This is a genomic window from Stenotrophomonas sp. YJH_SMC_20, assembly GCF_059367845.1.
The window spans coordinates 276,529-299,689 of sequence record NZ_JCAFRG010000004.1; the positions used below are offsets into that span (position 1 = coordinate 276,529).

The 23,161-nt window shown below is 67.1% G+C and carries 24 protein-coding genes; 14 read left to right on the plus strand and 10 right to left on the minus strand.

What is annotated here, in order from left to right:
• The first annotated feature begins 37 nt into the window (after window positions 1-37).
• From AC5P6A_RS09650 to AC5P6A_RS09660, 3 genes are all read left to right on the plus strand, one after another.
• Window positions 38-1,537: a peptide MFS transporter gene (locus AC5P6A_RS09650; protein ID WP_005419890.1), complete on the plus strand. Its 1,500-nt coding sequence runs from the start codon at window positions 38-40 to the stop codon at window positions 1,535-1,537.
• A gap of 19 nt (window positions 1,538-1,556) precedes the next feature.
• The gene (locus AC5P6A_RS09655; RefSeq protein WP_019661528.1) at window positions 1,557-2,162 is read left to right on the plus strand and encodes a thioredoxin family protein; all 606 of its coding nucleotides are present in this window, start codon (window positions 1,557-1,559) and stop codon (window positions 2,160-2,162) included.
• Window positions 2,163-2,425: 263 nt separating this feature from the next.
• Window positions 2,426-3,565: a hypothetical protein gene (locus tag AC5P6A_RS09660; protein ID WP_021202656.1), complete on the plus strand. Its 1,140-nt coding sequence runs from the start codon at window positions 2,426-2,428 to the stop codon at window positions 3,563-3,565.
• A gap of 81 nt (window positions 3,566-3,646) precedes the next feature.
• Here the strand turns inward: AC5P6A_RS09660 and AC5P6A_RS09665 are convergent, their stop codons facing one another.
• Entirely contained in the window at window positions 3,647-4,138 is a 492-nt protein-coding gene (locus tag AC5P6A_RS09665) for a MarR family winged helix-turn-helix transcriptional regulator (RefSeq protein WP_026347199.1), read from the minus strand.
• Window positions 4,139-4,267: 129 nt separating this feature from the next.
• On the opposite strand from AC5P6A_RS09665, the gene hppD reads away from it, so the two are divergent.
• Both hppD and hmgA read left to right on the plus strand, forming a co-directional pair.
• Window positions 4,268-5,380 carry a 4-hydroxyphenylpyruvate dioxygenase gene (gene hppD, locus AC5P6A_RS09670; RefSeq protein ID WP_021202657.1) on the plus strand — a complete coding sequence of 371 codons (1,113 nt, stop codon included), beginning with the start codon at window positions 4,268-4,270 and terminating at the stop codon, window positions 5,378-5,380.
• 85 nt (window positions 5,381-5,465) lie between these two features.
• Window positions 5,466-6,773, plus strand: coding sequence for a homogentisate 1,2-dioxygenase (hmgA, locus tag AC5P6A_RS09675; RefSeq protein ID WP_346715040.1), 1,308 nt, complete (start codon window positions 5,466-5,468; stop codon window positions 6,771-6,773).
• Window positions 6,774-6,821: 48 nt separating this feature from the next.
• Here the strand turns inward: hmgA and AC5P6A_RS09680 are convergent, their stop codons facing one another.
• Complete coding sequence (locus tag AC5P6A_RS09680; RefSeq protein ID WP_021202659.1) at window positions 6,822-7,361, minus strand: hypothetical protein; 540 nt, start codon at window positions 7,359-7,361, stop codon at window positions 6,822-6,824.
• Between the two features lie 125 nt (window positions 7,362-7,486).
• Between AC5P6A_RS09680 and AC5P6A_RS09685 the strand changes: the two genes are divergently transcribed.
• Both AC5P6A_RS09685 and AC5P6A_RS09690 read left to right on the plus strand, forming a co-directional pair.
• Window positions 7,487-8,143 (plus strand): hypothetical protein, encoded by a 657-nt coding sequence (locus AC5P6A_RS09685; RefSeq protein WP_180876467.1) that lies wholly within the window; start codon window positions 7,487-7,489, stop codon window positions 8,141-8,143.
• Window positions 8,144-8,216: 73 nt separating this feature from the next.
• Window positions 8,217-9,182, plus strand: coding sequence for a sodium:calcium antiporter (locus AC5P6A_RS09690; RefSeq protein ID WP_227845018.1), 966 nt, complete (start codon window positions 8,217-8,219; stop codon window positions 9,180-9,182).
• An 83-nt stretch (window positions 9,183-9,265) separates the two neighbouring features.
• Here AC5P6A_RS09690 and AC5P6A_RS09695 read toward each other — a convergent pair whose 3' ends face one another.
• From AC5P6A_RS09695 to AC5P6A_RS09730, 8 genes are all read right to left on the minus strand, one after another.
• Entirely contained in the window at window positions 9,266-9,655 is a 390-nt protein-coding gene (locus AC5P6A_RS09695) for a Na+/H+ antiporter subunit G (RefSeq protein ID WP_012481450.1), read from the minus strand.
• Window positions 9,652-9,936, minus strand: a complete 285-nt coding sequence (locus tag AC5P6A_RS09700) for a K+/H+ antiporter subunit F (RefSeq protein WP_005411334.1) — start codon at window positions 9,934-9,936, stop codon at window positions 9,652-9,654. The genes AC5P6A_RS09695 and AC5P6A_RS09700 overlap by 4 nt, the downstream gene beginning before the upstream one ends.
• On the minus strand, window positions 9,933-10,439 hold the full coding sequence (locus AC5P6A_RS09705) for a Na+/H+ antiporter subunit E (RefSeq protein ID WP_021202662.1): 507 nt from the start codon (window positions 10,437-10,439) through the stop codon (window positions 9,933-9,935). The genes AC5P6A_RS09700 and AC5P6A_RS09705 overlap by 4 nt, the downstream gene beginning before the upstream one ends.
• A complete protein-coding gene (locus AC5P6A_RS09710; RefSeq protein ID WP_180876470.1) occupies window positions 10,436-11,971 on the minus strand; it encodes a monovalent cation/H+ antiporter subunit D in 1,536 nt (511 codons plus the stop codon). The genes AC5P6A_RS09705 and AC5P6A_RS09710 overlap by 4 nt, the downstream gene beginning before the upstream one ends.
• Window positions 11,968-12,360, minus strand: a complete 393-nt coding sequence (locus tag AC5P6A_RS09715; RefSeq protein ID WP_019661517.1) for a Na+/H+ antiporter subunit C — start codon at window positions 12,358-12,360, stop codon at window positions 11,968-11,970. Before AC5P6A_RS09715 ends, AC5P6A_RS09710 begins: the two co-directional genes overlap by 4 nt.
• Window positions 12,360-15,188, minus strand: a complete 2,829-nt coding sequence (locus AC5P6A_RS09720; protein ID WP_346715042.1) for a monovalent cation/H+ antiporter subunit A — start codon at window positions 15,186-15,188, stop codon at window positions 12,360-12,362. Before AC5P6A_RS09720 ends, AC5P6A_RS09715 begins: the two co-directional genes overlap by 1 nt.
• 332 nt (window positions 15,189-15,520) lie before the next feature.
• Window positions 15,521-16,006: an Mpo1 family 2-hydroxy fatty acid dioxygenase gene (locus AC5P6A_RS09725; protein WP_159360655.1), complete on the minus strand. Its 486-nt coding sequence runs from the start codon at window positions 16,004-16,006 to the stop codon at window positions 15,521-15,523.
• Window positions 16,007-16,142: 136 nt separating this feature from the next.
• Complete coding sequence (locus AC5P6A_RS09730; RefSeq protein WP_021202666.1) at window positions 16,143-17,069, minus strand: phosphoribosylaminoimidazolesuccinocarboxamide synthase; 927 nt, start codon at window positions 17,067-17,069, stop codon at window positions 16,143-16,145.
• Window positions 17,070-17,210: 141 nt separating this feature from the next.
• Between AC5P6A_RS09730 and AC5P6A_RS09735 the strand changes: the two genes are divergently transcribed.
• The 7 genes from AC5P6A_RS09735 to AC5P6A_RS09765 all read left to right on the plus strand — a co-directional run bounded on the left by AC5P6A_RS09735 (window position 17,211) and on the right by AC5P6A_RS09765 (window position 23,146).
• A complete protein-coding gene (locus tag AC5P6A_RS09735; RefSeq protein ID WP_008265098.1) occupies window positions 17,211-17,540 on the plus strand; it encodes a J domain-containing protein in 330 nt (109 codons plus the stop codon).
• Between the two features lie 57 nt (window positions 17,541-17,597).
• Window positions 17,598-18,275, plus strand: coding sequence for a ribulose-phosphate 3-epimerase (rpe, locus tag AC5P6A_RS09740; RefSeq protein WP_241874740.1), 678 nt, complete (start codon window positions 17,598-17,600; stop codon window positions 18,273-18,275).
• Window positions 18,276-18,287: 12 nt separating this feature from the next.
• Window positions 18,288-18,770, plus strand: coding sequence for a GNAT family N-acetyltransferase (locus AC5P6A_RS09745; protein ID WP_026347198.1), 483 nt, complete (start codon window positions 18,288-18,290; stop codon window positions 18,768-18,770).
• Window positions 18,771-18,994: 224 nt separating this feature from the next.
• Complete coding sequence (yegS, locus tag AC5P6A_RS09750; RefSeq protein ID WP_346715043.1) at window positions 18,995-19,924, plus strand: lipid kinase YegS; 930 nt, start codon at window positions 18,995-18,997, stop codon at window positions 19,922-19,924.
• Between the two features lie 309 nt (window positions 19,925-20,233).
• On the plus strand, window positions 20,234-21,709 hold the full coding sequence (gene trpE, locus AC5P6A_RS09755; RefSeq protein ID WP_346715044.1) for an anthranilate synthase component I: 1,476 nt from the start codon (window positions 20,234-20,236) through the stop codon (window positions 21,707-21,709).
• Between the two features lie 67 nt (window positions 21,710-21,776).
• Complete coding sequence (locus AC5P6A_RS09760; RefSeq protein ID WP_021202668.1) at window positions 21,777-22,556, plus strand: SIMPL domain-containing protein; 780 nt, start codon at window positions 21,777-21,779, stop codon at window positions 22,554-22,556.
• Window positions 22,557-22,558: 2 nt separating this feature from the next.
• The gene (locus tag AC5P6A_RS09765) at window positions 22,559-23,146 is read left to right on the plus strand and encodes an anthranilate synthase component II (RefSeq protein WP_019661509.1); all 588 of its coding nucleotides are present in this window, start codon (window positions 22,559-22,561) and stop codon (window positions 23,144-23,146) included.
• Window positions 23,147-23,161: the final 15 nt, after the last annotated feature.

Below are 23,161 nucleotides of genomic sequence, written 5' to 3' on the forward strand. Positions count from 1 at the left end.
CGGACGTGCTCGTCATCCACCGAACCAGGAAATCCGCATGAGCGTAAACGCCACTGCGAACACCCCAGAGCCGGCGCTGCCGGACTTCAAGACCACGCTGGGCCACCCGCGCCCGTTGTGGATGCTGTTCATGACCGAGTTCTGGGAACGCTTTGCGTTCTACGGCATCCGCTGGGCCTTGGTGCTGTACATCGTCGCCCAGTTCTACAACGGCAGCGCTGCCGGTGAAGGCGACGCCAGCCGCATCTATGGCGCCTACCTGGCCCTGGTGTACGCCGCGGCGATCTTCGGTGGCTACGTGGCCGACCGGGTACTGGGCTACCAGCGCTCGATTCTGACCGGCGCGATCATCATGGCCGCCGGCCTGTTCATGATCTCGCTGCCGCAGGAGCACATCTTCAAGCTCGGCCTGGCCACGATCATCGTCGGCAACGGCCTGTTCAAGCCCAACATCTCGACCATGGTCGGCAAGCTGTACGGGCTGAAGGACGAGCGCCGCGATTCGGGCTTCACCATCTTCTACATGGGCATCAACATCGGCGCGATGATCGCCCCGGTGCTGACCGAGTACCTGGCCCGCAAGGTGTTCGGTACCGATGCGATGCCGTCCTACAAGGTCGTGTTCATCGCCTCGGGCGTAGGCATGCTGATCTCGCTGGTGTGGTTCTACATCGGTCGTGCCGGCCTGAAGGGCATCGGCGCACCGCCGGCCGGCGCTGAAGGTTTCGGCCGCATCATCATGGTGCTGGCCGGTGCCGTGGTTGCCATCCCGGTCGCGTACTTCCTGCTGGCCACCGGCGCCACCGCGCTGGCCTGGATCCTGGGTGCGATGTTCACCGCGCTGGCCGTACTGCTGCTGGTCGAGGGCATCCGCGAAGGCAAGGTGCAGCGCGACCGCGTGATCGCCATGCTGATCATCTTCGCCTTCAACGTGATGTTCTGGATGTTCTTCGAGCAGGCCGGCAGCTCGTTCACCTTCCTGGCCGAGAACATCGTCAACCGCCAGTTCGGCAGCTGGACCTTCCCGACCGCGTGGTTCCAGTCGGTCAACTCGGTGGCGATCATCACCCTGGCCCCGGTCATCGCCTGGATCTGGGTCGCCATGGGCCGCGCCAATCCGTCCATCCCGCGCAAGTTCGGCCTGGGCCTGCTGTTCAACGGCGCCGCCTTCGCGCTGCTGATGTTCGCCCTGTCGCAGATGGTGGTGGACGGCAAGATCCCGTTCTGGACCCTGTTCATGGTCTACGTCATCCAGTCGGTGGGTGAGCTGTGCCTGTCGCCGATCGGCCTGTCGATGGTGACCAAGCTGGCCCCGGTGCGCCTGGTCGGCTTCGGCATGGGTGGCTGGTTCCTGTCCACCGGCATCGGCAACAACCTGTCGGGCATCTTCGCTGGCGTGGTCAGTGGTGAAGGCGGCATGACGGTCGAGTCGGCCCTGAAGGGGTATACCTTCGGGTTCTGGGCCCTGATCGGCTCCGGCGTGGTGCTGTTCCTGATCGCCCCGCTGATCAACAAGCTGATGCACGGCGTCAAATGATGATGAGAGGGTAGAAGGCATGCGTAGCAAGCTCGGTACTGCGGTAGTGGTGGTCTGTGCGGCGCTGATCGGCGCCTGTTCCCAACCGCAACCACCTGCGACCGCCGAGCCCACGCAGCCGCTGGATACCCGACCCACCGAGCCACCGGTCGCTGACCCCAGCGAACCGGTGGCCTCGGGCAACACCCCGGTGGCGGCGGACATCGCCGCCATCGCCGGGCTCGGTGCGCAGTTCGACCCGGCCCGCAACCCCGCCGATGACCTGGCCACCGCCAAGGTGGAAGCCCAGCGGGGCAAGAAGCGCATCCTGCTGGAGATCGGCAACGCCGCCTGTGAGCGCTGCCGGGCGCTGGACGATGTGGTGGAAGGCAACGGCGACCTGCGTCGCTTCCGCGATGCCCACTACGTGTGGGTGAAGGTCAACGCCAGCGACGAGCAGCCCAACACCGCGTTCCTTGCCCAGTTCCCGGTGATGGAACGCGACTATCCGCATCTGCTGGTGCTGGACGCCGATGGTGGCCTGCTGGTGTCGCAGGCGACCGCTGAGCTGCGCAGGGGCGAGGCGTTCCAGCCTGCGCGGGTGAGCGCGTTCCTCAAGCAGTGGGCACCCGACAAACCGGAATAGGGGAGCGCCGGCCGCTGGCCGGCAGGGGTGGTAGTGGGTGGGTGCCAACCGCTGACCGCCAACCCCGGCGGATGCCAACCGCTGACCGCCAACCCCGGTGGGTGCCGACCGTTGGTCGGCACAGAAGTGCATCCACGCATGGCGTGGATCTACTGTGGTTGCGGTCACATTCCCGGAATCGGCATCTCAATATCGCAACGCGCTCGCCGTTACCGGCAAGGACCTCAGTCGACATCCCGTCGATGCAACCTTCCGGAACGCCCATGCACAGCGACCACGCCGAACGATTGCCCGGACCCGCCAGTGAGCTGGCCGAGGGTGGAGCAGGCGAGGGCGTGACCCTGCCGCCGCAGGAGGCGCTGCTGGATGACGCCGGTACCGGCGAGGCCACCGTCGACCTGGCACCGCCGCGCCATCGCCTGCCGCAGATCGCGCTGCCCGATAACGTGGTGCTGAAGGGTGCGGTGCAGAAACTGGTCGAGCAGAAATCGCGGCTCGATGCACTGGCCGCCGATGGCCAGCTGGCCGGGCTGCTGCCACCGGAGTGGCAGGGCCATGGCGTGCGCGCGATTGAACTGTCCACCTTCATCCAGGGCGTGCTGCCGTTCCTGCAACCCGGCGAACGTGGCGAAACCGCGCCGGCGCGCCTGCCGGTGCGCCATGTGCTGGGTGACGACAGCCGCTGGGGCCTGGACGATGTCGCCGAACCGAAATCGCTGGCCTGGTACCTGGCTAGCGACGAACGCGCCACCGCCGGCAGCAAGGACGTGGCCGAGGCCTATCTGGTGGGTGCACTCGGCCTGGCGTGGATGCAGGAGGGGCGTAGCCGCCCCGGTTTCCTGCGCGCGATGGGCCAGGACAGCCTGGCGGCACGGGTGACCATGCTCGGCTACCCGCCGGCCAACGAACTGGCGCTGTACAGCGTCACCGCGCACGGCCAGTCGCAGATCTGGTGCGTGCATGGTCGCCGTCGCATGCGCCCGCTGGTGGCGCCGTGGCTGAGCGTGCCGCTGCTGACCGCGTATGGCGTGCCGGCGCCGGTCGCGTGGCCGTCCAGTTTCCCGCCTGTGGAGGCCGTGGCCGAGCTGTTGGCAACCGCACGGCAGGGGCGCGCGCTGCCGGAAGTGGATCTGGGCAAGGCCGTGGCGAAGATCGCCGAAGAGGCCGCATCCGAAGCCTGGCAACCGGTCAGCCTGCTGCAGCTCAACACCTGGTCACCGCGTTGGCATTTCTTCCTGGGCACCTTCGTCGGCCTGCCGTCGCTGCTGCTGGTGGCGGCGGCGCTGGCGCTGCCCGGTGCGGTCGAGGCGGCCACGGTTGCTGCATCACTTGGCTTCGCCGGTGGTGCCATCGCGGCGCTGGCGGTGCCGTGGATCCACGCGCGGCGCAAGCACCTGAGCTGAAAAAAGGGGACGGAGGGGATTAAGTCGTTTCAGGCACACCTGTACTCATTACGACTTAATCCCCTCCGTCCCCTTTTTCTTTCAGACGCCTTCGCCCATCCGCTCCAGGCCGTCACCGGCCAGGCGCAGGATCAGCTTTTCCAGCAGCTGTTCCTCCTCCTCGCTCAGCACCGACATCAGCTTGCGGGTGATCTCGATCACCATCGGCGCGATGGTCTCGTACACCTCGAAACCGGCCGCGGACAGCGCCAGCACCGAGCGGCGGCGGTCATCGCCGTGGGTCTCGCGCTTGATGAAGCCGCGCTCCAGCAGGCGGGCCACGGCGCGGCTGACCGCCACCTTGTCCATCGCCGTGCGGTCGGAGACCTCGCTGGCCGAGGAGCCCGGGTACAGCGCCAGGATGGTGATGACCCGCCACTCGGGAATCGCCAGACCGTAACGATCACCGTATAGCTTGGCGATGTTGCCGCTGACCCGGTTGGACAGCACGCTCAGCCGGTACGGCAGGAACTGTTCCAGGTCGAGCAGGACGTGCGAGGCACGCAGGCGGGTCGAGGCGGGATCGGGGCTCATGTTGCGGTGCACCTTGCTGGTGGTTTCAAGTGTAACTATAAGGGGTGGGTCCAGACCCTGCATTCTCGCCGGGTCCCTACCTGCCCGCACCTGGTTTGTACCGATGCGGTACCGATTCGGAGCCACGCCATGAATACCGCAGTCCCGACCGCCTCGCACCCCAACCCCGGCATGCAGGTCACCACCTTCGAGAACCCGATGGGCATCGACGGCTTCGAGTTCGTCGAATTCGCCGCCCCTGCCGGCCGTGGCCAGGAGCTGCACGAGTACTTCCGGAAGATGGGCTTCAGCGCGGTGCTCAAGCACAAGCAGCGTCCGATTACCGTCTATCGCCAGGGCGACGTCAACTTCCTGGTCAATGAAGACCCCGATTCGTTCGCCGCCGACTTCGCCGAGAAGCACGGTCCGTGCGCGTGCGGCTTCGCCATCCGCTTCAAGAAGCCGGGCCAGGAGGTCTACCAGACCGCGCTGGGCAACGGTGCCGAAGCCATCGCCTTCAAGGCGGACAGCAAGGCGGTCAGCGCCCCGGTCATCAAGGGCATCGGCGATTGCATGCTGTACCTGGTCGACCGCTACGGCGCGGCCGGCAGCATCTACGACGGCGACTACGAGCCGATCGCAGGGGCCGACCTGCACCCGGTCGGCTTCGGCCTGACCTTCATCGACCACCTGACCCACAACCTGTACTTCGGCAACATGCAGCAGTGGTCGGACTACTACGAGCGCCTGTTCAACTTCCGCGAGATCCGCTACTTCGACATCAAGGGCCTGAAGACCGGCCTGGTGTCCAAGGCGATGACCGCACCGGACGGCATCGTGCGCATCCCGCTGAACGAGTCGTCCGACCCGAAGAGCCAGATCAACGAGTACCTGGACGCGTACAAGGGCGAGGGCATCCAGCACATCGCCTGCTTCACCGAGAACATCTACGAGACCGTCGAAGCGATGCGCGCGCAGGGCGTGGACTTCCTGGATACGCCGGAGACCTACTTCGAGGTGATCGACCAGCGCGTGCCGAACCACGGTGAAGACGTGCCGCGTCTGGCCAAGAACAAGATCCTGATCGATGCCGATCCGGAAACCCACCAGCGCAAGCTACTGCAGATCTTCACCCAGAACTGCATCGGCCCGATCTTCTTCGAGATCATCCAGCGCAAGGGCAACGAAGGCTTCGGCGAAGGCAACTTCACCGCGCTGTTCGAGAGCATCGAGCGCGACCAGATCCGCCGCGGCGTGCTGTAAGGTCTGCAGGCAATGTCGGCTTCCGGTCGACATTGCCTGTCCGAATGGTAGTGCCGGCCGCTGGCCGGCAATCTCTGGAGTTCCCATGTCCCCCGCCATCACCGCCCGCGGCTACCAGTCCGGCTTCGGCAACGAATTCGCCACCGAGGCCGTCGCCGGCGCGCTGCCGGTCGGACAGAACTCACCGCAGAAGGTGGCCCACGGCCTGTACGCCGAACAGTTGACCGGCACCGCCTTCACTGCGCCGCGCGGCAGCAACCGCCGTAGCTGGCTGTACCGGATCCGCCCGGCGGTGGCCCATGGCGAGTTCACCCCCTTCGCGCAGTCGCAGCTGCAGTGTGATTTTGGCGCTCAGCCGGCCTCGCCAAACCAGCTGCGCTGGAGCCCGCTGCCGCTGCCGGAGCTGCCGACAGATTTTGTCGAAGGCCTGTACACAATGGGTGGCAACGGCTCGCCCGATGCGCATGCCGGCGTGGGCATCCACCTGTACGCTGCCAACCGCGACATGGTCGGCCGCTACTTCTACGACGCCGACGGCGAGCTGCTGATCGTGCCGCAGCTGGGCGCGCTGCGCCTGCTGACCGAGCTGGGCGTGATCGAGATCGAGCCGCAGCAGATCGCGGTGATCCCGCGCGGCGTGCGCTTCCGCGTTGAACTGCCCGATGGCCCGAGCCGTGGCTACATCTGCGAGAACTACGGTGCGCTGCTGAAGCTGCCCGACCTCGGCCCGATCGGATCCAACGGCCTGGCCAATCCGCGCGACTTCGAAACCCCGCATGCGGCGTTCGAGGATGTGGATGGCGACTTCGAACTGATCGCCAAGTTCGAAGGCCGCCTGTGGCGTGCACCGATCGACCATTCACCGCTGGACGTGGTGGCCTGGCACGGCAATTACGCGCCGTACCGCTACGACCTGCGTCGCTTCAACACCATCGGTTCGGTCAGCTACGACCACCCGGATCCGTCGATCTTCCTGGTGCTGCATTCGCCCAGCGACACCCCGGGCACCAGCAACATGGACTTCGCGATCTTCCCGCCGCGCTGGCTGGTGGCGCAGAACACCTTCCGTCCGCCGTGGTTCCACCGCAACATCGCCAGCGAGTTCATGGGCCTGGTGCATGGCGCCTACGATGCCAAGGCCGAAGGCTTCGTGCCGGGCGGCGCGTCGCTGCACAACTGCATGAGCGGCCACGGCCCGGATGCACCGACCTTCGACAAGGCGTCCAATGCCGACCTTTCCAAGGCCGATGTCATCAAGGACACGATGACCTTCATGTTCGAGACCCGCGCGGTGATCCACCCGACCGCACAGGCACTGGCCGCCGGCCACCGCCAGGGCGACTACCAGCAGTGCTGGAACGGCCTGCGCAACAATTTCCGGTCGTCCCGCTAGCGTGGTGGGTGCCGACCGTTGGTCGGCACGATGCGCCGGAACCTGCGCTTACGCCACCTCGGCGAAGGCGTCGCAATGCTCCAGCGGCAACGCCTCCAGCAGGCGCTGGCGCACGCGCTGGCAATAGCCATCCGAAGTCAGCGCGGGCAGCAGCTGCATCGCCGACTGCAGCCGCTGCAGCACCTCATCCTCCGCACGCGCCCGCTGCAGATCGCGGAACAGCGCCGCTGCCTGCGGATGCCGCTGCATTTCAAGGATACCCAGCAGGTAGATGCGCGCTGCCACCAGCGAACGGCGACGTTCGACCGGCGTGGCGCTGGCGTTCGTTGGCACCTTCACCAGCGCCGCATTGGCCGGTTCGGCAGCGGCGTGAGGGGGTGCCGCCGCCGTTGCCGTGCCGGTCGCCAGATAGCCCGCCTGCACCAGCTGGATGACCATCGCCGGCGCATCCTGTCCAAGCAGACCGGTCAGGTCGGCGACGGTACGCTGGCCGTCGCACAGGATCAGCAGCCGGCGCTGGCGCATGTCCAGCGGCGCGCGGTGGGCCTGCAGCGCGGTTCGGGCGAGATCGGTCTTGCGCGGTTGCATGGAAGGGACGGCCAGATCGGTGCTCGCCGAGCCTGAACGAGGGCGATGAAACCGCGATGACAATGCAGCGCCTGCACACCGGATGGGTTAGCGTGCAGCCATCTTCGTGCCAGGGAACCGCACCGATGAAGCACCTCCCGATTGCTGGTCTGTTGCTCCTTTCGCTCGCCGCCTGCGGTGCGGGCCCCGACAAGCAGGGGGCGGCCGGTAGCGGCAGCGACACCCCGGCCGAAACCGCCTCGGCGACCGGGCCAGCGCAGTCGGCCGATCCTGATCTGGCAACCCGCCCCGCCAACGACCTTCGCGAGGACAGTCCCGCGCGCCTGGATGGCTTCGGCGGCGCCGCGCTGGGCGCCGGCATCGCCGAGGTCCGCAGTGGCTTCGGCACGCCGCTGCAGGGTCTGGGCGCCGATGCGGCCGGCAAGCCGCTGCCGGCTGACGACAGCAACGACGGCTGCTACTTCCTGCGCCCGCAGGATGCCGAAGAGCCGCGCCTGATGATCGAAGGCCGCAAGCTGGTGCGCTACGACGTGCGCAGCGCCGCCATCACCGCACCAGGCGGCGGCAAGGTCGGCATGACCCTGGGTGAGCTGCAGGTGCTGTACCCGGAGCGGGCCGATGTCGGCCCTGACAAGTACGACGAGAAGGCCCAGCACCTGCGCGTGCGCCCGGCGCAGGAGGGTGGTGCGGTCATCGACTTCGCGCTCGGCGCTGATGGTCGGGTCAGTGCCTGGCGCGTCGGCAAGACCCCACAGGTCGATTACGCCGAAGGCTGTGGCTGATCCTTGATCCACCGCCCAGCCATGCGCTCGGGCCACGCGTAGAATCGCGCCACCATTGCTGGGGGAGTGCTCGATGATCGCCATTGCCATTGCCTGGTTCCTGCTCGGCCTGCTGCTGCTGGCGCTGGGCGGGGACTCCATCGTCAAGGCCGTGTCCGGCCTGGCCCAGCGTTTCGGGGCCAGCCCATTCACTGCCGGGCTGTTGCTGCTCGGGGTGACCACCTCCTTGCCGGAACTGGCAGTCAACGCGCGCGCGCTGGCGATGGGCCAACCGGAGCTGGCACTGGGCAACGCGGTGGGCAGCAGCATCGTCAACCTGGGCTTGACCCTGGCCGTGGCGGCCATGGCTGCGCCCCTGCTGCTGCGCGCGCGCCTGCAGACGGTGCTGTGGTGGTCGCTGCTGGCGGCGGGTGTGCTGCTGATCCTGTTCGGGCTTGATGGCGGCCTGGCACGTTGGGAGGGCGGCATACTGCTGGCCGGCTTCATCGTGGTGCAGGTGCTGCTGCTGCGCCGTGGTCGCAGCGAGAGCGCGGAGGTGCAGGTGGCCATCGCCGAGTCCGCACTGAGCCGCACCAGCCTGCCGTTGAACGTGCTGCGCGTGCTGATTGCCGCGTTGGCGCTGTACTGGGGCGCGCGCCTGGTGGTGGGCGCCGCCGCCGACTTTGGCGTCGCCCTGGGCTGGACGCCGTTGCTGGTCGGCCTGCTGCCGGTGGCGATCGGTACCGCACTGCCGGAGGTGGCCACCGCCATCGCCGCCGCGCGTCGCGGGCATGGCGACATGGTGCTGGGCCACGTGCTGGGTTCCAGCGTGGTCAACCTGCTGCTGGTGATTGGTGCGATGGCCGTGCTGCAGCCGCTGGCGTTGCCGGCCTCGTTCGTGCGCCTGGAGCTGCCGGCGCTGCTGGCGTTCGCGCTGGTGCTGTACCCGATGCTGCTTGGCGATCTGAAGATCAGCCGCGGCGAAGGTGTGATCCTGCTGGTCGCGTTTGTCGGCTGGTTCGTGCTGGAACTGCTGCTGGTCGGCGCACCGGCGCTGTAGAGCCGAGCCCATGCTCGGCTGCTGTTCGTGCCGACCAGCGGTCGGCACCTACCGGGCGTCACATTGCCGGCCAGCGGCCGGTTCTACCGGTTCTGCGTGGTTTCTTCTTCCCGCACCGGTTCCGGCGGTGGCAGCTGCTCCTCGGCGGCACGTTCGTTGCCCGGCAGGGTGGGGCGGGTCTCCATCAGCAGCGACAGCGCGGCCTTGGCCATCATGTGCGCGCTGATCGGTGCGGTGATGAACAGGAACACGGTGATCAGCAGCTCGCGCGGCTGCGGGTCCTGGCCGAGGAAGATGTGGTAGCAGACCGAGCACACCAACACGCAGCCCACGCCCAGCGTGCTGGCCTTGGTCGGCGCGTGCAGGCGCTTGAAGAAGGTCGACAGCTTCACCAGGCCCAGTGCGCCCACCAGGATGAAGAAGCAGCCGAACAGCAGCAGGATCGACAGGCCGATCTGGATGGCAGTGATCATTCGACGATGTCCCGGCGCAGCACGAACTTGCTCAGCACCACGGTGCTGCCGAAGCCGAGCATGGCGATGATCAACGCCGCCTCGAAGTAGATCGGTGAATTGAGGTACATGCCGAACAGCATCAGCTCGGCGATCGCGGTCACCGACAGGGTGTCCAGTGCGAGGATGCGGTCGGGCACGGTCGGCCCGCGCAGCAGGCGCCAGGTGGCCAGCAGCATGGCCAGGCCAACCACGTGCATGCACACCACCAGGGTGGTCTGGATGACTTCAAAACCGGTCATGGGAAGATCTCCATCAACGGCGCCTCGTAACGGCGCTTGATCGTATCGATCAGGTCCTGTGGATCCTCCAGGTGCAGCACATGCACCAGCAGGAACTTGCGGTCGTCGCTGAGCGCGGCCGAGACCGTGCCCGGGGTCAGGGTGATCATGCTGGTCAGCGCGGCGATGCCGTGGATGTTGGCGATGTCCAGCGGCAGCCAGATGAAGCCCGGGTGGATGTTCTTCTCCGGGCCCAGCACCTGCAGGGCGACGCGGATGTTGGACATCAGGATGTCCCACAGGGTCACGCACACCAGTCTGGGCAGCGGCCGCAGGGTGCCGATGCGCGCGAACTCGCGGTCCAGGCGCGCGGCGAACAGCGGCACCACCACGCCCAGCACCAGCCCCAGCACGATCTGGCCGAGGGTGAAGCTGTCGGACATCAGCAGCCAGAACGCCACCACCATGATGCTGAGCATCGGCGAGGGAATCAGGCGACGGAACAGGGAGTGCTGGGCAGTCATGGCTGGCGGATCTCCGGCGTGGTCGCGCGCAGCTGCTGCACGTACTCGCTGGGATGCAGCAGCTGTGCGGCGGTGGCGTCGGTGTAGCGCATCAACGGTGCAGCGGCCAGGGTCATGCCGATGCCGTAGGCCAGCAGCAGGCAGGCGGCGTAGAGCTCTACCCGGCGCAGGGGAGCCTTGCGCGGCTTCGGTGCTTCTGGATCGACCGGCGGCACGCGCCAGAACAGGCGGATGCCGCCGCGGGTCAGGCCCATGATCACCAGCAGGCTGCTGACCAGCACGGCGGTCCAGACCGGCCCGGTGTACTGCGCCGGCATGCCGGCCAGCAGCGCGGCCTTGGCCAGGAAGCCGGACAGTGGCGGCAGGCCGGCCACCGACACTGCCCCGATCAGGAACAGCACCGCTGGGGTTTCCTTGCCCGGCATCGGTGCCACCACTTCCTTGCGGTCGCTGGCACCGCCGCGACGACGGCGGATCAGGTCGGCGATCAGGAACAGCGCGGCGGCGACGAAGCTGCTGTGCGGCAGGTAGTACAGGCCCGCCGAGAGTACCTGCGGCGTGCCCACCGAGAAGGCGATGAACAGCGTGGCCGCCGACACGATCACCAGGTACGAGATCAGGACGCGCAGGCGGGTCGCGGCCAGTGCACCCAGGCCACCGAGCACCAGCGTCGCCACGCCGGCCCACAGCAGCCAGTCGCGGCCATAGCCGGCCATCGCGCCTGCGTCATCGCCGAACCACAGCATCTGGATGCGCAGCACCGAGTACAGGCCGACCTTGGTCATGATCGCGAACAGCGCAGCCACCGCTGCTGGCGCACGCGAATAGGCTTCCGGCAGCCACAGGTACAGCGGCATCAGCGCGGCCTTGGCGCAGAACACCAGCAGCAACAGGCCCATCGTCGCCTTCACCAGGGTCAGCTGCGCCGGCGGTACTTCGGCGATGCGCTGCGACAGCTCGGCCATGTTCAGCGAACCCAGCGTGGCGTACAGCAGGCCCAGCGCGACCAGGAACAGGGTCGAGGCGGTGACGTTGAACACCACGTAGTGCAGGCCGATGCGCATGCGCAGGCCGCGGCCACCACTGAGCAGCAGGCCGTAGGAGGCGATCAGCATCACCTCGAAGAACACGAACAGGTTGAAGATGTCGCCGGTCAGGAATGCACCGTTGAGGCCGACCAGCTGGAACTGGAACAGCGCATGGAAGTGCGGTGCGCGGCGGTCCCAACCCGAGCAGGCGTGCAGCAGGCAGGGAATGGCCAGCAGCAGGGTGGTCAGCAGCATCCACGCCGACAGCCGGTCGGCCACCAGCGCGATGCCCAGCCGCGACGGCCAGTCGCCCAGCAGGTAGACATTGATGTCACCGCCCGCGGTCGACGCGAACAGCAGGCCCACCGCCAGCGCCAGCGCCGACAGCGCGGTCCACGCGACGGCGCGCTGCACCCTGGGGCCGTAGCGGCGATGTTCGACGAACAGCGACAGCGCAGCGCCCAGCAGGGGAATCAGGATCGGCAGGATCACCAGGTGGTTCATGCGCGGTCCTCGCCCTGGCGCGGCGGCACGCGCTCATCGTGCAGGTCATCGTCGGGCTCGTGGGCGTCCACATGGTCGCTGTGGTTGTCGCTGCGGCTGCGCATGGCCAGCACGATGCTGACTGCGGTCATCGCGAAGGCGATCACGATCGCGGTCAGCACCAGCGCCTGTGGCAGCGGATCGGTGTAGTTGCCGAGGTGGCTGTCCACGCCCTCCTGCAGCACCGGCGCCTTGCCCAGCACCACGCGGCCACCGGCGAAGATCAGCAGGTTGGTGGCGTAGGACAGGAAGGTCATGCCGAGAATCACATCGAAGCTGCGCGCGCGCAGCAGCAGGTAGATGCCGATGGCGGTCAGCACGCCGATCGCGGTGGCCAGGGCCAGTTCCATCAGTGCATCTCCCCGGTGCGGGCCGAACGGCGTTGCAGGTCGATCTCGCCCTTGCGGGCGGTGCGGGTACGCGAGGGCTTGATCGTGCCCATCATCGACAGCATCAGCATGGCGCCGCCGAACACCACCAGGTAGACGCCGATGTCGAAACCGATCGCACTGGCCAGCGGCACGTCGCCGATCAGCGGCAGGTGCAGATCGAGGTGGCCGCTGGTGAGGAACGGCACGCCGAACAGCATCGAGGCACTGCCGCTGAGCAGGGCGATCAGCAGGCCCATGCCGATGCAGCGGATGTAATCGAAGCCGAAGCGCGATTCCACCGATGCGGTGCCCTGGATCACGTACTGAATCAGCAGCGGCACCGCCAGCACCAGGCCGGCGATGAAGCCACCGCCCGGCGCGTTGTGGCCGCGCAGGAACAGGAAGATCGATACGGTCAGGGTCAGCGGGAACATGATCTGGGCCAGGTCGGCTGGTACCGGCAGCTTGATCGGAGGGCCGGGCATGATCTGCTCCGGTGCCATCCGCGTGCGCCGCAGCAGGGCATGCACCACCAGCGCGGCGATGCCGAACACGGTGATCTCGCCGAAGGTATCGAAGCCGCGGAAGTCGACCAGGATCACGTTGACCACGTTCTGGCCATAGGCCTCGGGCAGGGCACGGGCGAGCAGTTCGCCGGCCATGGTGTTCGGCGGCAGGGTCATCGCCGAATAGGCCAGCGCACCCAGCCCGGCGCCGGCGATGATCGCGATCACCGCATCGCGGCGCTTGCGCCAGCGCGGACGTTCCGGCCCGGACTGCGCCGGCAGGTAGTTCATGCCCAGCAGCATCAGCACCAGGGTGACCATCTCCACCAGCAGCTGGGTCAGGGCCAGGTCGGGTGCGGACAGGAACACGAAGGTCAGCGCCACCATCAGGCCGACGCCGCCGACCAGCAGCACCGCCAGCAGGCGCTGCTTGTAGATGCGCAGGGTGGCAACGGCGCAGGCCATCATCACCAGCCACAGCGCCCAGCCCAGCAGCGGGATCGGCTGCGGCGCGGTCCAGTTCGGCGAGGCCGGGTTGGCGATGTAGGGCGCGGCGGCCACGGTGATGGCCACCAGCACCAGGCCCAGCAGCATACGCTGCAGGCTGCCATTGGCGATGCCGTTGGTCAGGCGCATGGCCAGCGCGGAGATCGCGTCCAGCTGCGCATGGAACACATTGCGGCCAGTGCTGACGTTGGTCACGGCGTGCAGGTTGATCAGCTTGCGCAGGCCGAAGTACAGCGCCACGCCGCCGATCACGCCGATGGCGCTCATCGCCAGCGGCAGGTTGAAGCCGTGCCATACCGCCAGGCTGTACTCGGGCATGGCACTGCCGAGGATCGACGCCGCAGCGGCATGCAGCACCGGCGCCACGGTCAGTGCCGGGGCGATGCCTACTGCCACGCAGATCACCACCAGCAGTTCCACCGGTACCTTCATCCAGCGCGGCGGCTCATGCGGCACGCGATCCAGGTCGTGCGGGCCGGGGCCAAAGAAGGTGTCGTGCACGAAGCGCAGGCTGTAGGCCACGCCGAACACGCCGGCCAGCAGCGCGGCGATCGACACCGCCGTGCGCATGATCCCCGGGCCTCCGGCCGTGATCGCCTCGGCAAACAGCATTTCCTTGGACAGGAAGCCGTTGAGCAGCGGGATGCCGGCCATCGCCAGCGAGGCAATGATCGCCAGCGCGCTGGTGAACGGCATCAGCCTGCGCAGGCCTCCGAGCTTGCGCATGTCACGGGTGCCGGTTTCGTGGTCGATGATGCCGGCGGCCATGAACAGCGAGGCCTTGAAGGTGGCGTGGTTGAGGATGTGGAACACGCCGGCCACCACCGCCATCGGCGTGGACAGGCCGAACAGCAGGGTGATCAGGCCCAGGTGGGAAATGGTCGAGTACGCCAGCAGGCCCTTCAGGTCATGCTGGAAGATCGCATTCCAGGCGCCGATCAGCAGGGTCAGTGCGCCGATGCCGCTGACCGTGTAGAAGAACAGGTCGCTGCCGGCCAGTGCCGGATGCAGCCGCGCCAGCAGGAACACGCCGGCCTTTACCATGGTGGCCGAGTGCAGGTACGCCGAGACCGGGGTCGGCGCCGCCATCGCGTGCGGCAGCCAGAAGTGGAACGGGAACTGCGCGCTCTTGGTGAAGATGCCGGCCAGTACCAGGAACAGGGCGTAGGGGTACAGCGCGCTGGCGCGGATCTGCTCGCCAGCGGCCAGCACCACGTCCAGGTCGAAGCTGCCGACGATGCGGCCGATCAGCAGCACGCCACCGAGCAGGGCCAGGCCACCGCCACCGGTGATCACCAGCGCCATGCGTGCGCCTTCGCGGGCGTCCTGACGGTGCGACCAGAAGCCGATCAGCAGGAACGAACTGATGCTGGTCATTTCCCAGAAGATCATCAGCAACAGCAGGTTGCCCGACAGCACCATGCCCAGCATGGCGCCCATGAACAGCAGCAGGTAGCAGTAGAAGCGGTGCGCGTTGTCCTGCTGGCTCAGGTAGTAGCGCGCGTACAGCACCACCAGCGCGCCGATGCCCAGTACCAGCCCGGCGAACATCCACGCCAGCCCGTCCAGGCGCAGGGTGAAGTCCAGGCCGATCTGTGGCAGCCAGGGCACCAGGGTGCGAACCACCTGGCCATCGAGCACCGCCGGGGTCAGCCAGCCGAGGATGGCCAGCCCGCCCAACGGCGCCAGCGCCGCCAGCCAGGCAGCAGTCGAGCGCGAACTACGGGGGAAGGCCGCAACAGCCGCTGCCATCAGGAACGGCAGGGCCAGCAGCAGGGGCAGGCTGGGGAGCATGCAGGGAATCCATGATTCACGAGCGGGTCAGGGAGAATAACAGGCTGCGAAATGTCGCCGAAACCCATCGAACAGCGATCAATTGCATGTAACATTCGCTGATTCATTTTTTCTGCGGCGCAACATCACGTTCCTGCGGTCCCTCCCGGGTTGCTCTCGGGGGACACCCTACGCCCACGCAGGGAGACCGCAGGCCCTGTCGCACAGGGGCTGCCGTCAACGGACGGGAAGCGGGGAGCGAGTCACCGGCGCAGGCTGGCAGGGCCACCGTGGAGTGTGGGTGATGGAATTCGCCCGTTCAGGAAACGACGGCCGCTGTCGGCCGCCCGCGATCAGTAGCGCCAGTCAAGCTTGCGATAGAACTTGGCCATCACCCAGGCCGGGCCGATCAGCAGGTAGGTCAGGTCGGTCAGGAAGCTGGGCTTGCGACCCTCGAACGTGTGGCCGATGAACTGCGCGACCCAGGCCACCACGAACACGCCCACCGCCAGCCAGCGCAGGGCCTGCAGGCCGATTTCGGCTTCCAGCAGGCGGCACAGGCAGCCGAACACGAAGAACTGGATGAGCATGCCGATGCCCAGCGGGCGCGACAGCTTGTTGTAGAAGCACCAGGCGCTGAACATCGCGAACGCCGACCAGATGCCGTACTGGAACCAGGTGATCAGCGGCGGCAGGCACCACAGCAGGGCCACCACCGACCACAGGATCGCCGGGACCGCCACCACGTGGATGCGCTGGTTGATCACATTGCGGTGGTCGTCGGAGTAGCTGGCGAAATAGCGGTCGATCGGCCGCGCAAGCTCGGTGGATGTCTGCATGCGGCCAGCATACTCCCGCCAGGGCCGACAGTAGAGCCAGGCCATGCCTGGCTGCGGATTCGCCGAGGTTGCCGGCCAGCGGCCGGCACTACCCCTTCAGAGTGCCCCCGCCTGTCCGGCCGGGGGCGCAGGCGGATCAGTCGACGCTGATCCCGGCCAGGCGCTGCAGCGCCTCGGCGTACTTGGCGCGGGTGCGCTCGATGATCTCGGCCGGGATGGTCGGGCCCGGGGCGGTCTTGCCCCAGTCCAGCGTCTCCAGGTAATCGCGCACGAACTGCTTGTCGTAACTCGGCGGGCTGGTACCCACTTCGTACTCGTCGGCCGGCCAGTAACGCGAGGAATCCGGCGTCAGCATCTCGTCCATGATGTACAGGCGGCCATCGGCGTCGGTACCGAACTCGAACTTGGTATCGGCGAGGAGGATGCCGCGTTCGCGGGCGTAATCGGCGGCGAACTTGTAGATGCGCAGGGTGGCGTCGCGCACGCGCTCGGCCAGGTCCGCACCGACCTGCTTCACCATCGCGTCGAAATCGATGTTCTCGTCGTGGTCGCCGACGGCGGCCTTGGTCGAGGGGGTGAAGATCGGCTCGGGCAGCTGCTCGGCCTGGCGCAGGCCGTCGGGCAGATCGATGCCGCTGACCTTGCCGGTGCGCTGGTAATCCTTCCAGCCGCTGCCGATCAGGTAGCCGCGGGCGATCGCTTCCACCGGCACCGGCTTCAGCTTGCGGGTGACCACCGCGCGCTTGGCATACAGGGCCGGGTCCACGCCTTCGGGCAGCACGCTGGCCACGTCGATGCCGGTCAGGTGGTTGGGCATCAGGTGCGCGGTCTTGGCGAACCAGAAGTTGGAGACCTGGCAGAGCATCTCGCCCTTGCCCGGGATCGGGTCGGGCAGGACCACGTCGAACGCCGACAGGCGATCGGTGGCCACCATCAGCAGGTAGTCGCCCGGCGGGGTCCCTGCAGGCAGCCGCTCGCGCGGGATATCGAACACATCACGCACCTTGCCGCGATGGCGCAAGGGCAGGCCGGGGAGATCGGATTGCAACAGCGTGGTTGGCACGGGCACTCCTGGGGCGTTGTCGATACGGCTGCCCAGCGGACCCGGCGGGCCCGCTGACCAGCGGGCGGCCTAGTGTAAAGCGGTCCGGGCCCGCTGTGACGTAAAATGAGCATCCATTTCGCCGGTCGACCCTGGGGCGCCATGCGCTGGTACGGAAAACTGCTCGGTTTCATCGCCGGGGCCCTGCTGTTCCGGCCCAATCCGCTGTTCGGCGCGGTAGTCGGCCTGTTGATCGGCCATGCCTTTGATTCGGACTGGTTCCGCCTGAACAAGGAGAACCCGTACCGGGAGCTGGGGCTGACCTCCGAGGCCACCGATGCCGAGATCGAGCGCGCCTACCGAAAGCTGATCTCGCAGTACCACCCCGACAAGCTTGGCGGCGCCGCCCCCGAGCTGCAGCAGCAGGCCGAGCAGAAGTCGCGGCGGATCAATGCCGCCTACGACCGCATCAAGACCCTGCGCAAGCGCTGATCCGACAGTCCCGCCTGCGGGCGGGAGAATCCTTTCCCCGTTCCGAAGGCCCCGGCCATGTCCAACTGCCTCATCGCCCCGTCCATTCTCTCTGCCAACTTCGCCCGTCTCGGCGAGGAAGTCGACAACGTCCTCGCCGCCGGCGCGGACTGGGTCCACTTCGACGTGATGGACAACCACTACGTGCCGAACCTGACCATCGGCCCGATGGTCTGCCAGGCGCTGCGCAAGCACGGCGTGACCGCGCCGATCGACGTGCACCTGATGGTCGAGCCGGTGGACCGCATCATCCCGGACTTCGCCGAGGCCGGTGCCACCTACATCAGCTTCCATCCGGAAGCGAGCCGCCACGTGCACCGCACCATCCAGCTGATCCGCTCGCTGGGCTGCAAGCCGGGCATCGTGCTCAATCCGGCCACCCCGGTGGACATCCTCGACTGGGTGCTGGATGACCTGGACCTGGTGCTGCTGATGTCGGTCAACCCGGGCTTCGGCGGCCAGGCCTTCATCCCCTCGGCGCTGGACAAGCTGAAGATGGTGCGCAAGATGATCGATGCCAGCGGCAAGGACATCCGCCTGGAGATCGACGGTGGCGTGAAAGCCGACAACATCGGTGAGATCGCCGCCGCCGGCGCTGATACCTTCGTTGCCGGTTCGGCCATCTTCAACGCCAGGACCAGCTACCAGGACGTGATCGCGCAGATGCGCGCGAACGTTGCTGCGGCAAGGGGCTGAGCCATGGGTACGGTGGCCGTGTTGAACATCCGCCCGGCCACCGTGGCCGACGCTGGCCTGATCCTGCGCTTCATCCGCGAACTGGCCATCTACGAGAAGGCCGAGCATTCGGTGCAGACCGATGAGATCGGTATTGCCGAAAGCCTGTTCGGTGCCGATGCGACTGCCCGCGCGTTGATCTGCGAAGCCGACGGTGAGGCCATCGGCTATGCGGTGTATTTCTACAACTACTCCACCTGGCTGGGCCGCAAGGGCATCTACCTGGAAGACCTCTACATCAGCCCGGAGAAGCGCGGCGGCGGCGCCGGCAAGGCACTGCTGAAGTACATCGCCCGCCAGGCCGTGGCCGAAGGCTGCGGTCGTTTCGAATGGTCGGTGCTGGACTGGAACACCCCGGCCATCGAGTTCTACACCGCCGCCGGCGCAAAGCCGCAGGACGAGTGGACCGTGTACCGGCTGCAGGGCCAGGCGCTGCACGATTTCGCCAACGGTTGACGTGAAATGCATCCACGCATGGCGTGGATCTACGGCCGGCAAAAAAAAGGCCACGCCAATCACTGGCGTGGCCTCGCTGCATGCGTGGGAGGCTGATCCTGCCTCCATCCGTCGTCCCTGCTATGGCCTTCCATTCTCCAGCAGCTGAATGACATCTGCGTGACATTCACCGCGGGCAAACAGCGCATTGCTAGCCTGTGCCACCGCATCCCTGGAAGCTCTGCATGACCACCCCGCGCTGGCGCCTGATCCTCAACGGCAAATCCGCCGGCAACGATGAGTTGCGCGACGCCGTCGGCCATTGGCGCGGACAGGGCGTGCAGCTGGAAGTGCGGGTGACCTGGGAAGACGGTGACGCCGAACGCTACGTGGCCGAGGCGATCGATCATGGCGTGGACGTGATCGTGGCCGCCGGTGGCGATGGCACGCTCAGTGCGGTGGCCGAGACACTGGCACATCGTGAGGAGCCGGCAGATGCGCTGCCCTCGCTGGCGCTGATTCCGATGGGGACCGCCAACGATTTCGCGACTGCTGCCGGCATTCCCACTGAGCCGAAGGAGGCCTTCGCCTTGATCGGGCAGGCGACGCCGCACGCCATTGACCTGTTGCGCGTGGACGCCGATGGCACGCAATGGTGGTGCGCCAATCTCGCCAGCGGTGGCTTCGGCACGCAGGTGACGGTGGAGACCGATGCCGGCCTGAAGAAGATGCTGGGCGGGCTGGCCTATGTGATCACCGGCATCGCCAAGCTGGGCCGCATCGAGCCGATCACCGCGCGGCTGTCCGGCCCGGATTTCGCGTGGGAAGGCGACTTCATCGCCCTGGGCATCGGCAATGGCCGGCAGGCCGGCGGTGGCCAGCAGTTGTGCCCGCAGGCCGTGATCGACGATGGGCTGCTGGATGTCACCGTGCTTCCGGAACTGGAAGGGGAGGTCGCCGCCACGCTCGGCCAGATGCTGAAGTCGGGCACCCAGGCGGCGCTGGAACAGCTGGCCACGCGTGCGCGGCTGCCGTGGCTGCAGGTGGAGTCCGAGCGCCCGTTGACCCTCAACCTGGACGGCGAACCAGTCCAGGCCCGCCAGTTCCGCATCGAGTGCGTGCCGGGCAGGGTGCGCATGCACCTGCCGGTCGGTTGCCCGTTGCTGGCGGGGTAGGCGGGGTAGAGTCGACTGTTAGTCGACTTACGCGTGTAGCGCCGGTTTTACCGTCGGGACGAAGAGCAGTCGACTAACAGTCGACTCCACCGGTTCCCGCGCCGGTCCCCCACCGGTCCCCGCCATGAGCCCTGTGCTTTCCCGTGGTTCAGTTTCCCAGGGTTCCCCTCCCGCCCCGGCTGCGATACAGTCAGGGGGTGTCCAGCCTGACGACCCCGCATACCCTTTCTTCCGCACGCCGTTGGTGGCGATGGTGGCCCGTTGCCGTCGTCCGCCCCCATAACGCTGTGTCCCGGAAGGAAAGTCGTCTTGAACTCGCACGCTCAGTTTCAGCAGCAGGCCGCTGAAGGCCACACCCACATTCCCGTCGTCCGTGAAGTGCTGTCCGACCTGGACACGCCGCTTTCGGTCTATCTGAAGCTCGCCGACGGCCCCAATACCTACCTGTTTGAATCCGTCGAAGGCGGCGAGCGCTTTGGTCGTTACTCGATCATCGGCCTGCCGGCGCGTCGCGTGTACGCCTTCCATGGCCACACGCTGACTGTGCGCGAAGACGGCCAGGTGGCGGACACCCGCGAAGTGGCCGACCCGTTCGCCGAAGTCGAGGCGCTGCGCAGCGCCCACTCGGTGCCGAAGCTGGAAGGCCTGCCGGGCTTCACCGGTGGCCTGGTCGGCTGGTTCGGTTTCGAGTGCATCGGCTACATCGAGCCGCGCCTGGCCTCGCCGGCCGGCCGCGATGAGCTGGGCACGCCGGACATCCTGCTGCTGGATTCCAACGAGCTGGCGGTGTTCGACAATCTCAAGGGCCGGCTGTACCTGATCGTGCACGCCGACCCACGGGTCGAGGGCGCCTTCGAGCAGGCCCAGGCACGCCTGGATGCGCTGACTGCCAAGCTGCGCGCGCCCGGCGCCGGTTATCCCGCACCGCTCAACAGCGACGTGCTGGACGAGTCCGACTTCGTCTCCGGCTTCACCCGCGAAGGCTTCGTCGATGCGGTCCAGCGCAGCAAGGAATACATCCGCGCCGGTGACATCTTCCAGGTGGTGCTCAGCCAGCGCCTGAGCGTGCCGTTCAAGGCGCGCCCGGTGGATGTGTACCGCGCGCTGCGTGCGCTGAACCCGTCGCCGTACATGTACTTCCTGGATGTCGGCGACCTGCAGGTGGTCGGTTCATCGCCGGAAATCCTGGTACGCCTTCAGGACGGCGAAGTCACCGTGCGCCCGATCGCCGGCACCCGCCCGCGTGGCGCCACGCCCGAGCTGGACCTGGCGCTGGAAGCCGAGCTGCTGGCCGATCCGAAGGAACGCGCCGAGCACCTGATGCTGATCGACCTGGGCCGCAACGATGCCGGCCGCGTCTCGAAGGCAGGTACCGTGGAGGTGGGCGAGCAGTTCGTGATCGAACGCTACAGCCACGTGATGCACATCGTCAGCGAAGTGACCGGGCAGCTGCAGCCGGGCCTGAGCTATGCCGACGTGCTGCGTGCCACCTTCCCGGCCGGCACGGTCAGCGGCGCGCCGAAGATCCGCGCGCTGGAAGTGATCCGCGAGCTGGAACCGATCAAGCGCAATGTCTACGCCGGCAGCATCGGCTACATCGGCTGGCACGGCGATGCCGATACCGCGATCGCGATCCGCACCGCGGTGATCAAGGACGGCCGCCTGTACGTGCAGGCCGGCGCCGGCATCGTCTACGACTCGGACCCGGACAAGGAATGGGATGAGACGATGAACAAGGGCCGCGCGCTGTTCCGCGCCGTCGCCCAGGCCGCCAAGGGCCTGTGATCCTCCCCGTGCCGTGGCCTGCGCCGCGGCACCTTCCGCTGTTCTCATTCAAGACAAGGAGTACCGCATGAAGCTGCTGAGCGCATTGCTGTGGTCGTCACTGCTGGCCACGATGGCCCCGTCTGCGTGGGCGCAGGCCAACACGATTCCCTCGCAGCCGCACCTGCTGGTGAAGGGGCAGGGCAGCCGCACGGTGATGCCGGACCGGTTCGGCCTGCAGTTGAACATCGAAGAGACCGACATGGACGCCGACGCCGCGCGCCGCCGCGTGCAGGACAACGTTGCCCGCGTGCTGGCACTGTTCAAGCAGCACAAGGCGGTGGACGGCAGCGTGCGTGCGGACAACCTGCGGATCGGCCCGGCCACGCGCTATGAGCAGAACCGGCAGGTCTTCATCGGTACCCGCGTATCGCGCCAGCTGCGTGCCAGCTTCGCCAGCGTGAAGGCGATGCAGGATGTGCTGGGGGCGTTGAAGGCCAACGAGAACGTACAGGTGAGCAGCCTGGCGCCGACCTATTCGGGCGAAGTGGCGCTGCGCCGCGAACTCAAGGGCGAGGCAGCGGCCCAGACCCGCGAGTCCGCGCAGGGCCTGGCCAAGGCCTATGGAACAAGAGTGCGTGGCCTGTACAGCATCTCCGATGTGGCGCCGGACTTCGCCTACGGCATCCGGGCCGGGCAATGGCCGCAGCAGGGCGAGGACGGCGGGGACCTCGACAGGATCTCGGTGACCGGCAGCTACGCGCCCGCCTCCGCGCCCGCGCCTGCTGAGCCCGAATCCATTGAAGCCGGCCCCATCACCTACACCGAAAACGTGTACGCCATTTTCCTGATAAGCGACGGAACCTGACCATGTTGTGGATGATCGACAACTACGACAGCTTCACCTACAACCTCGTGCAGTACCTGCAGACGCTGGGCGCCGAAGTGAAGGTGGTGCGCAACGATGTGATGAGCGTGGACGAGATCGCCGCGCAGAAGCCCGAGCGCATCGTCATTTCGCCCGGCCCGTGCACCCCCAACGAAGCGGGCGTTTCGCTGGAGCTGATCGAACGCCTGGGCCCGACCACGCCGATCCTCGGCGTGTGCCTGGGCCACCAGGGCATCGGCCAGGTCTACGGCGGCACCGTCATCCGCGCCGGCAACATCATGCACGGCAAGACCTCGCCGATCCGCCATGAAGGCAAGGGCGTGTTCGCCGGCCTGCCGGACCGCTACCAGGCCACCCGCTACCACTCGCTGGTGGTGGACAAGAACAGTCTGCCCGACTGCCTGGAAGTGACCGCCTGGACCGAGAACGAGGACGGCTCGATCGAAGAGATCATGGGCCTGCGCCACCGCCAGTTCCCGGTGGAAGGCGTGCAGTTCCACCCCGAATCCATCCTCACCGAACACGGCCACGCGCTGCTGCGCAATTTCCTCCAGCGCCCGGCGGCCTGATCCAAGGAGCATACC

Bases quoted from the DNA above. Each gene is read 5' to 3' on its own strand.
- AC5P6A_RS09650 (WP_005419890.1), top strand. From the start codon at position 38: ATGAGCGTAAACGCCACTGCGAACACCCCAGAGCCGGCGCTGCCGGAC.
- AC5P6A_RS09655 (WP_019661528.1), top strand. From the start codon at position 1,557: ATGCGTAGCAAGCTCGGTACTGCGGTAGTGGTGGTCTGTGCGGCGCTG.
- AC5P6A_RS09660 (WP_021202656.1), top strand. From the start codon at position 2,426: ATGCACAGCGACCACGCCGAACGATTGCCCGGACCCGCCAGTGAGCTG.
- AC5P6A_RS09665 (WP_026347199.1), bottom strand. From the start codon at position 4,138: ATGAGCCCCGATCCCGCCTCGACCCGCCTGCGTGCCTCGCACGTCCTG.
- hppD (WP_021202657.1), top strand. From the start codon at position 4,268: ATGAATACCGCAGTCCCGACCGCCTCGCACCCCAACCCCGGCATGCAG.
- hmgA (WP_346715040.1), top strand. From the start codon at position 5,466: ATGTCCCCCGCCATCACCGCCCGCGGCTACCAGTCCGGCTTCGGCAAC.
- AC5P6A_RS09680 (WP_021202659.1), bottom strand. From the start codon at position 7,361: ATGCAACCGCGCAAGACCGATCTCGCCCGAACCGCGCTGCAGGCCCAC.
- AC5P6A_RS09685 (WP_180876467.1), top strand. From the start codon at position 7,487: ATGAAGCACCTCCCGATTGCTGGTCTGTTGCTCCTTTCGCTCGCCGCC.
- AC5P6A_RS09690 (WP_227845018.1), top strand. From the start codon at position 8,217: ATGATCGCCATTGCCATTGCCTGGTTCCTGCTCGGCCTGCTGCTGCTG.
- AC5P6A_RS09695 (WP_012481450.1), bottom strand. From the start codon at position 9,655: ATGATCACTGCCATCCAGATCGGCCTGTCGATCCTGCTGCTGTTCGGC.
- AC5P6A_RS09700 (WP_005411334.1), bottom strand. From the start codon at position 9,936: ATGACCGGTTTTGAAGTCATCCAGACCACCCTGGTGGTGTGCATGCAC.
- AC5P6A_RS09705 (WP_021202662.1), bottom strand. From the start codon at position 10,439: ATGACTGCCCAGCACTCCCTGTTCCGTCGCCTGATTCCCTCGCCGATG.
- AC5P6A_RS09710 (WP_180876470.1), bottom strand. From the start codon at position 11,971: ATGAACCACCTGGTGATCCTGCCGATCCTGATTCCCCTGCTGGGCGCT.
- AC5P6A_RS09715 (WP_019661517.1), bottom strand. From the start codon at position 12,360: ATGGAACTGGCCCTGGCCACCGCGATCGGCGTGCTGACCGCCATCGGC.
- AC5P6A_RS09720 (WP_346715042.1), bottom strand. From the start codon at position 15,188: ATGCTCCCCAGCCTGCCCCTGCTGCTGGCCCTGCCGTTCCTGATGGCA.
- AC5P6A_RS09725 (WP_159360655.1), bottom strand. From the start codon at position 16,006: ATGCAGACATCCACCGAGCTTGCGCGGCCGATCGACCGCTATTTCGCC.
- AC5P6A_RS09735 (WP_008265098.1), top strand. From the start codon at position 17,211: ATGCGCTGGTACGGAAAACTGCTCGGTTTCATCGCCGGGGCCCTGCTG.
- rpe (WP_241874740.1), top strand. From the start codon at position 17,598: ATGTCCAACTGCCTCATCGCCCCGTCCATTCTCTCTGCCAACTTCGCC.
- yegS (WP_346715043.1), top strand. From the start codon at position 18,995: ATGACCACCCCGCGCTGGCGCCTGATCCTCAACGGCAAATCCGCCGGC.
- AC5P6A_RS09760 (WP_021202668.1), top strand. From the start codon at position 21,777: ATGAAGCTGCTGAGCGCATTGCTGTGGTCGTCACTGCTGGCCACGATG.
- AC5P6A_RS09765 (WP_019661509.1), top strand. From the start codon at position 22,559: ATGTTGTGGATGATCGACAACTACGACAGCTTCACCTACAACCTCGTG.